The sequence below is a fragment of the Treponema sp. genome (genome assembly GCF_045657965.1).
Classification (GTDB): domain Bacteria; phylum Spirochaetota; class Spirochaetia; order Treponematales; family Treponemataceae; genus Treponema_D.
In genome coordinates, this window is sequence record NZ_JAZOUG010000245.1 from 1 (window position 1) to 5,738 (window position 5,738).

Below are 5,738 nucleotides of genomic sequence, written 5' to 3' on the forward strand. Positions count from 1 at the left end.
CGCAGAGGGGGTAGCGACCAGCGAAGTGGGCGCGCAGGGGGAGACTTCCCCCTCCAGCTGATTCAGCCATTGTTCAAGAAACTCCGTGTTGTCCAAGTCGGAGGCCAAGCCGGTCTTAGGAAGACAAATGTCTTAGCCAACTCCTTGGCCCACAGAACGACATGGCAACGATCCGACTCCCACCGCAGAGGGGGTAGCGACCAGCGAAGTGGGCGCGCAGGGGGAGACTTCCCCCTCCAGCTGATTCAGCCATTGTTCAAGAAACTCCGTGTTGTCCTGTTCACTGATAAAAATTTTGGGCGGGAGAGAGTCTTTGCTTTCGTAATAAGAGCGCGCAAACTCTTCAAGAAGTTCTTCGTCTTCGTTAAGGCTTTCAACACGGAAATTGTCACGGCCTAAAAGCTTTCCGCTTCGGATTTTAAGAACGCAGAAAGTTACAAGTTCGCCTTCGCGCCAATGGGCAATGTAGTCGCGGTCTTCGCTTTCAAAGTCTTCGACGATGTTCTGGTTCTGCATGATTGTAAGGGCACGAAGTCCGTCACGAAGTCTTGCAGCTTTTTCAAAGTTTAAGGCGGCGGCGGCTTTCTTCATTTCTGAGGTAAGTTTATTTACAGTTTCATCGCCTTTTCCCTCAAGTAGAGCCTTAATTTCTTCGATAAATTCATTATAGGTCTGTTTATCGATTTTATTGCAGCACGGAGCTTTACAGCGCCCGATGTGATAATACATGCACGGAGCTTCCCGCTTTTTGAACGAGCGGCAATGTCTTAAAGGATAAACTTTGTAGAGAGTGTCGATGAAAGTGTCGAGAGAACCTGCATCAGGAAACGGACCAAAATATGCGGCTCCGTCATTACGCTTGACCTGACGGGTTTTGTAAAGACGCGGAAACTCTTCGTTTGTAATTTTGAGGACGGGGTAGGATTTTCCGTCTTTAAGCTGAATGTTGTAGCGCGGCGTGTACTTTTTGATTAAGTTGTTTTCGAGAAGAAACGCTTCGTACTCATTGCTTGTCGTAATGTATTCGATTGATGCCGCATTTGAAACCAGCAGTTCCGTTTTAATATTACGGCCTGCAGAAAAATAAGAAGAGAGCCTGTTTTTCAGGTTCTTTGCTTTGCCAACATAAATGACGGTTTCTTCGGAATTCCGCCACAAATATACACCGCTTGAGGAGGGTGCCTTTAACGCAGTTTCGTGAAGTTTTTCATATTCTGAAGTTTGGGTGTTAAGCATAATGGGTATCAGAAACATTTTATCACAAAAAGTAAGTTTTTTTCCACGATTGACAAAAATTATCACAGTTTTGAAATTTATGGCGATTGCTTTTCCTGCTTTTTCAACTCCAAAAACTCTTATTCTTGGCGGTGAAAAAGGCTGGAATGAAATAGCCGGAATGAATGGAGTCACTGTTTCAAAAAGGACAGGACAGTTCGGTTATGATGCTGTTGAACTTTCTACACAGACACTTTCTGTTTCTTCAGATACTGACATGCTTCTCACTTTTGATGATGAAAAAAACTTTTATGATGCTGCAGGAAATTATTCTGTTCTGAAGAATAATCTTGTTTACAGCACAAACAGTGCAAAAGGAAACGGTGCAGCATTAAGCAAAGGTGAAAAAAAAGGTCTTTCTCTTTCCGGAAAAAATTCAGCTCTTTTCGGAAAAACTGGATTTGCAGGCTCATTTACAATTGAATTCTGGCTCTGCCCTTCCCTTGCAGAAAACGGCGAAATGGTACTTTCATGGCGTTCATCATTAAATAATGACATTAACTCTGAATATCAGATGATTTCTGCTTCATTTTTTAACAATCATCTTGAATGGGCTTTTAATAATATTTTCAATGGTTACAGAGAAAAAGAAGTTCATATTTCAGGTTACAGCACAATTGTTCCGGATAAATGGACAAGACATACAATTTCTTTTAATGAAGAATCTGGACTTTTAGAATATCTGGTTGACGGAAGAACTGAATCGCTGAAATTCATAACTTTAAGCGGACATGAAAACGGAACAGTATGCTATCCGGTAATCGGCGTAAAAGCCGCAGTTGAACTTTGCCCTGATTATGTCGGAAAAATTGACAGTTTTAAAATTTCAAGACTTCCGGCATCAAATTCCAGAAATGATATTCTTTCAACAGGAAATGAGAAATTCAGTGTTGAAGGCGGAAAGTTTGTCACAAAACCGCTTTTAGTTTCTCACTCTGCAACTATTGAACAGATTGATGCCTTAATGAATGTTCCGGCAGAAACAGATATCCGCTTTTATGTAAGAAGCGGCGATAATTGCTACGGCTGGAATGAGAATTATCCTGCATGGAAAGAAATTGTTCCGGGCGAAAAGATTTCTGACATTTCCGGGTTATACTTTCAGTTATCAGCAGAATTCCTGCCGGATGGAAACGGAAACAAAACACCGCGTCTTACAGAAATTTCCATAAAGTACGATGAACAGAATGAACCTCTGCCGCCTTTTGCCATAAATGCAAAACCTGGTGACAGCTGTGTAACATTGAACTGGAGTTTTTCTGTTGATGAAAATGCAGGCGGTTATTATGTCTACTACGGAAATCGTCCCGGAGAATATCTTGGACGTGTTGCTCTTGAAGGCTCTTCACCTGTAAATGTCGGAAATACAACTTCTGTGACACTTACAGGTCTTGAAAACGGAAGAATATATTATTTTGCGGTGAGTGCTTATTCAAAAATTGACGGAAGAATAAACGGAACTCTTTCAAAAGAAGTCTTTGCGCGTCCAAGTGCCCGTTTATCCCTGAAATAAGGCGGTAAAAAATTATGTCTGATACAAATATTTTATTAAACAGAGCAAAATCAGCTTTAATTGCACATGATTACACATTAGCTGCAAAAATTTATAAAAACCTGATTATGGAAAAACCAGATAATCTGGATTACAAAATGCAGCTGGGAAATCTCTATGTAAAAGCCGGTAAAGATGACCAGGCTTTAACGATTTTTAAACAGATTGAAAGAGCTGATAATGAAAATCTCGACGCCCTTGTTTCGATTTCAGGAATTTACCGCCGCCAGAAAAAATACGAAGAATCAGTTGCAGTACTGGAACAGGCTCTTGTTATCTGCGAAGATGACACTAAAACACGTGCAAAAATTTCCTACAATTTAGGATTTACTTACCGCCAGATGGGAAATTATAACGATGCGGTAAACTGCTTTGAAGAAGTTGTCGAAGAAAATCCTTCTGACGTCCTTGCAAACAACCATCTTGGTGCAATTTACGCCCTTCAGGGAAATCACGGAAAAGCAATTGAAGCATACAACCGCGGTTTGAAATTCGATCCAAATCATCCTATTCTGCAGTTCAATATTGCAAAAAGTTATGCAGAAACAGGCGAAACCCAGAAAGCACTTTCCTATTATGAAGGTGCATTACGTGCAAAACCGGGCTGGACAGATGCCATTGAAGCATATGCAGATTTACTCTTAACTGAAAACAAAGTTACTGAAGCAGACAATGCAGTTACTCAGGCTCTTGAACTTTATCCTGATGATGTAAAGATGCACACAGCAAAAGGAAATGTATTCAACAGACAGAGTATTTTTGATGAAGCTGAAACTGAATATAAAAAAGCACTTGAAATTGATGAAGAATACAGAAATGCACTTACAGGTCTGGCAGATTCTCTCGAAAGTCAGGGAAAACTTGAAGAAGCAGTTGAAACTATCATAAAGGCAGAAAATTTAAATCCTGATGATAAAAAAATAGTAAAACAGTCAGCTCATATACATATTTCTGCAGATAAACTTGAAGAAGCTTATGAAAGAATCTCAAAACTGCAGAAAGCTGACCAGAATGACGTTCAGGCAATGAATCTTCTGGGACAATACTATATCTGTAACGGCGAAAAAGAAAAAGCCGAAGAATGTTTTGCAAACATAAAGAAAATTTCACCGGACTACAACGAACTTTACCGGGACTGGGCTGAAAGATTCATTCAAAAAGGAGAAATCGACAAAGCAGAACCTTATTTACAGGCTGCAATTCAGAAAAATCCTAATGATTCCCGCTCTCTCATGCATTTGGGCGAACTTTACGAAGGAAAAAATGAAATCGGTAAAGCATTGAAATTTTATAAAATGGCGACAAGTGCCGATTCATTTAATCACCGGTCAAAGAAAGCTGCAGAGCGGATTTTAGGTGATGAGTCATATTCAGACTTAATCGACTCAGGCTTAACAAATTCATCTGATACTGATTATGATTCAATCTTCTCAGGCGGAAAGACAGGCACTGACACAGAAGAAAATACCTCAAATGAAAATCCTGTTTCTGAAGTTTCTGACATGGAAGAAATTTCTCTCGTTTCTGATGATTCTGAAGTCAGCGATGATATTCCGGAAGGTGAAAATCCGGATGAGTCTGACAGTTCTTTAGATTCAAATGATGAAGAATTCAATTTTGACCAGTTTGGAAATGATTCTCTGGCAAATGCTCAGTCCGCAGCAGATGATATCGATTCAGTAGCTGATTTACTTCAATCTGACGAAAATGCACTTGGAGATGAAGAAATTCTTGATTTTGATGAACTTGTAGATGACGGTGCTCCGCTCGATGAAGAAGATTTTGAATTCGAAAACTCAGAAGATGATGCAGCAGTTCCTGTTCCAGACAGTACTGAATATCTTGAAGATGCCGCATCTTTACCTGAGGAAACTGCACATAAAGAAGCTCTGCCTGACGAAGTTTTACCGGAAAAAGAAGAACAGACGGTAAAAGCAGAACTGACAGAAGAATCTCTTGATAAACTGGAAGAACAGCTCAAAAAAGCAGCAGAAATTACTGATAAAGCAAATTATGCTGCTGAACAGGCATGGCAGGCAGCAAATCAGGCAGCTGACACGACCCAGTTTCTTGAAGAAGCAAAAAAACTTACTGAAGAAAGTAATGAGCCGGAAATTGAGTCTGAAACTGAACCGGTCTCAGAAAACGGAACAGAATCTGAAATTGTCAATGAAGCAGAGCCTGAAACTGACCCCGAGTCTGAAACTGAAAATGCTCTTCTTGATGAAGAAGATTTATCTGACGAAGAAGAATCTGAAGATTTCTTTGATGATATTCCGGATGAATTAGAAAATTCAACGGAAGAAGAGAGTGAAGAAACAGAACCAGCAGAAGAAACTGGACTGCCAGAGGAAGCAGCGGAATCTTATGAAGAAACAGAACCAGCCGGAGAAAGCATAGAACAGGCCGATGATTTAACAATCCGCCGTGCAATAGATATGCTTCCTTCAATAATTGCTGCAATTGAAGACAGAAGCATGATTTACCGTTTCCGGTCTTATCTTTCAATGTTCAAAGCCCTCAGACAGATGCTTGAATACCTTCCTGGTGAACAGCGCAGAGAATACATGACAAGCAGAAACAGACTTCTTCTGGATTACGTAATTTCAAAACTTTCCGGAAAGCCAGGTCTTTTTGCTACAACAAGTGCACTTATCCGTTCAGGCTTAATTCACGAAAATCCGGAAAACAAAGCAAGTGAAAACGAAGGAATTGAACTTGTAAAAGAAGTTCTTGAAAATCTTAAACAATTAAGCGAAAGCCTCGAAGACGAAACTTTACGGGAAGTTCTGAACAACGAAGCTGATTCGCTTTTTAAAGCCTTATAATTTTTGAATGAGTGATGACCTCATTGCCTTCTTCGGTGATGAGGACATCATTTTCAAGCCGGACGCCGCCGAGCTCTGGATCA

General features: G+C 40.4%; 3 protein-coding genes. 2 read left to right on the forward strand and 1 reads right to left on the reverse strand.

Annotated elements, in window-relative coordinates:
• Positions 1–132: 132 nt before the first annotated feature.
• Complete coding sequence (uvrC, locus tag ACKI5B_RS09200) at positions 133–1,236, reverse strand: excinuclease ABC subunit UvrC (RefSeq protein WP_407428016.1); 1,104 nt, start codon at positions 1,234–1,236, stop codon at positions 133–135.
• A 1-nt stretch (position 1,237) separates the two neighbouring features.
• Between uvrC and ACKI5B_RS09205 the strand changes: the two genes are divergently transcribed.
• Together ACKI5B_RS09205 and ACKI5B_RS09210 are read left to right on the forward strand one after the other, a co-directional pair.
• Positions 1,238–2,788, forward strand: a complete 1,551-nt coding sequence (locus ACKI5B_RS09205) for a fibronectin type III domain-containing protein (protein ID WP_407428018.1) — start codon at positions 1,238–1,240, stop codon at positions 2,786–2,788.
• A 14-nt stretch (positions 2,789–2,802) separates the two neighbouring features.
• Positions 2,803–5,655, forward strand: a complete 2,853-nt coding sequence (locus tag ACKI5B_RS09210) for a tetratricopeptide repeat protein (RefSeq protein ID WP_407428020.1) — start codon at positions 2,803–2,805, stop codon at positions 5,653–5,655.
• Positions 5,656–5,738: the final 83 nt, after the last annotated feature.

Bases quoted from the DNA above. Each gene is read 5' to 3' on its own strand.
- uvrC (WP_407428016.1), bottom strand. From the start codon at position 1,236: ATGCTTAACACCCAAACTTCAGAATATGAAAAACTTCACGAAACTGCG.
- ACKI5B_RS09210 (WP_407428020.1), top strand. From the start codon at position 2,803: ATGTCTGATACAAATATTTTATTAAACAGAGCAAAATCAGCTTTAATT.
- ACKI5B_RS09205 (WP_407428018.1), top strand. From the start codon at position 1,238: ATGGGTATCAGAAACATTTTATCACAAAAAGTAAGTTTTTTTCCACGA.